Source organism: Acidiplasma cupricumulans (genome assembly GCF_001402935.1).
GTDB classification, from domain to species: domain Archaea; phylum Thermoplasmatota; class Thermoplasmata; order Thermoplasmatales; family Thermoplasmataceae; genus Acidiplasma; species Acidiplasma aeolicum.
In genome coordinates this window covers 1-3125 of sequence record NZ_LKBH01000055.1, presented here as the reverse complement: position 1 = coordinate 3125, position 3125 = coordinate 1, and the positions used below count along the sequence as shown (strand labels likewise).

Sequence of the window (3125 nt, the reverse complement as noted above, 5' to 3'; positions counted from 1 at the left end):
TTATCTTTTTATGCAGGATTTCTCAAATAATGACCGTGATGTTTTTTTGATAAAAACAGAAAAAATGATAGACCGCGGGGCTTTAATGTCAAGGTACAGTAGAACAGTTAATTTGGATATAAGATCAGTTTATGAAAAAGAATTTAAAAATAATCCAGAAAAGGCAATAGATTTTTATAAGAAAATCTTCCTCGATTATGGGGATGAATCAATATCTGAGCTTATAACTGCACAGATGGGCATACAGAATGTTTCAAATATTTTATCAAAAATTATAGAAGAATCAAGAATAGGCCTGTCATATCTTGAAAAATCATCAAGATATGTTAAATATAATAAAAAGGTTAATGGCCATTACCTTTTTCTGGATGCCGATGGTGCAGGCATAAAAAAGTATGAAAATGAATACAATGAATTATGCAATGAACTTTTTGATTTTTACTCTAAATCATACGATGATATGATTAAAATATACTCGGAAATGTATCCAATAGAGAAATTTAATTTTGAAATTGGCGGAAAAGTTTATAATTATTCAGAGATAAAAAATATTGATGATGATTCAGTAACAAAGGCGTATAAGTCATCATTAAGATCATCTGTACTGGATGAGATTAGACTAGTTCTGCCGGCATCAACACTTACGAATATTGGTGTATCTGGTAATGGTAGGGCATTTATAGCATTAATAGAGCGTCTTGGTGAGTATAAAACCAAGGAGAGCCTAAAATATGCGGATTTAATTTATAATGAATTAAAAAATGAAATGCCGGAGATCATAGATGACGCCACATCAAAACATGGCATTGAACAGATAGAGTATAATATGTCCCGTGATCTTATAGGTTACAGGGAACAGCAGAACTTTGGATCAATAAATACCGTTTCACTCCTTGATTATGAGGATGAGGAAAATGCAATAAATAAGGCCTTAAAACTTATGGTTTACCGCTATTATGGAGATTACAATAGCATAGACCTAACAAAGGAGGAAAAGGAAAGGCTATTAAATAATCTCATTTCAATAAGAAAAAACAGGAGGCATAAAATTGGGCGTCCATTTGAGGCAATAAATTATCTATTTCAGGTTAATACAAATTATGGTGCATTCAGGGAGCTGCAGAGGCACAGGTTTATGTCAATTGTCAGAAAACCACTAAGCGTTTATTATGGATATGATATACCGGAAACAATAAATAAAACAGAAGACCTAAAAAATGATTATGTAACATTAATGGAAAAAGCTAGAAATTTATATCTTGATATAAAAGAAAAAAATGGCCCCGATCTGGCCCAGTACATTGTTCCGTATGCATATAGATACCCTGTGGCATTTAATATCAATCTTAATGAACTCACATATTTCATTGAATTAAGGTCAAATGCACAGGTGCACCCTGATCTTAGAACAGTTGCACTGAAAATGTATAATGAGGTTAAAAGTGTACATCCACAGCTTTCAAGGTTAATAAAATTCGTCGATGAGTCGGATTATAAGCTTGGTCGGCTGCCGGCAGAGTTCAAAAAAGAAACAAAGAAAAAAGAAATTCAATAAATATATTTAATTTGCCTCCTCATTATTGTAATTAACCGGTTCTTTATTATATGATTCAATATCCTCTGCGGTGAGTGGTCTTGCCACATCCTCAAGAGATTTTTTCTCTGCCTTTACACCAAGGAAAATCTCCACAATTCCTGATATAACCATTAGAGATGCCCCAAGCAAATATCCCATAGATAGGCTGAATGGAGATTTTGAGGCAATTAATATACCAAACAGCGAGGGTGCAAGCACACCACCTATACCTGTACCTATTGAATAAAACACGGCTATGGCCATTGCCCTCATTTCAACAGGAAAAACCTCACTTACTGTTAAATATGCTGATGATGCCCCTGCAGAGGCAAAAAAGAAGATAATTGACCAGAGCAGTGTTTGTGTTACTGCATTTAAAACTCCTATGTAAAATAAATACGCTGTTAGCATTAATAGGGCCCCTGAGAAAATGTATGTGAATGATATCATCAGCTTTCTACCCCTTGTATCAAAAAGTTTTCCAAGCACCAGAGGGCCAACAAAGTTTCCAACTGCAAATGGTATTATGAAATAGCCTATCTCATCAGACGGTATACCATAGAACACCTTAAGCACAAGAGCATACGTAAAAAATATTGCATTGTAAAGGAATGCCTGACCGGCCATTAATGATAAACCAAGTACAGTCCTTTTGGGATATTTTTTAAATAACGTATCCACAATTTCCTTGGCCCTTATTCTCCTCTGTGGTTTTATGGTTATATATCTTGAAACTTGTTCAAGGTCCTTTCCTGTGCTTTTTGATACTGTATCCTCAATATTTGTGGTAATTTCTCTGGCCTCATCAAGTTTACCATGCATTAACAGCCATCTTGGCGATTCAGGAACATAGCGCCTTATTAATAGAACGGCTATTGCCAGTATGGCACCTATTGCGAATGATAATCTCCATCCCAAATTTATAGGAAATATGCTTGTATTTAGTAAATAAAGAGAGCCTATGGAACCCACTATGGTGCCAACCCACCAGCTCCCATTGATTGCAAGGTCTATTCTTCCACGATATTTTGATGGCATTAGTTCATCTATTGCCGAATTTATTGCAGCATATTCCCCACCAATACCAAGGCCTGTAATAAATCTAAACAGGAAAAACGATGGAAAATTAAATGAAAATGCTGTAAATACCGTACCGAGTATGTAAACGCTTAATGTTACCATAAATAATTTTTTCCGTCCATGTATGTCTGTTAACTCGGCAAAAAATACAGAGCCTATAACAGCACCAATTAAATAGGCAGTGGCAACGAATCCCACCTCTGCAGAGGTAAAATCAAGAGTTTTTGGGCTTATCAGTACCGAACCTATAACGCCCACCATTGTGACCTCAAGGCCATCCAGAATCCATGTAAAACCCAAGGCTATAACCACAAGAACATGCCATCTGCTAAAAGGTAATCTATCTAATCTGAAAGGTATTCTGCTTTTTAGTTCATTCTTTTGTATATCCTGCTGCATAATATTTTAATAATGTTTGTTTATATAAGAATTTTGCCATAATATACTACTAAATAAATTAATTATTATA

General features: G+C 34.8%; 2 protein-coding genes. One reads left to right on the top strand and one right to left on the bottom strand.

Annotated features, from left to right (window positions below; genetic code table 11):
* On the top strand, positions 1-1555 hold a 1555-nt coding region (locus tag AOG55_RS01885), incomplete at its 5' end, for an FAD-dependent thymidylate synthase (RefSeq protein ID WP_330218571.1).
* 6 nt (positions 1556-1561) lie between these two features.
* Here AOG55_RS01885 and AOG55_RS01880 read toward each other — a convergent pair.
* A complete protein-coding gene (locus AOG55_RS01880; protein WP_048100868.1) occupies positions 1562-3055 on the bottom strand; it encodes an MFS transporter in 1494 nt (497 codons plus the stop codon).
* Positions 3056-3125 lie beyond the last annotated feature (70 nt).

Coding starts and splice junctions, on each gene's coding strand:
- AOG55_RS01880 (WP_048100868.1), bottom strand. CDS start 3,055: ATGCAGCAGGATATACAAAAGAATGAACTAAAAAGCAGAATACCTTTC.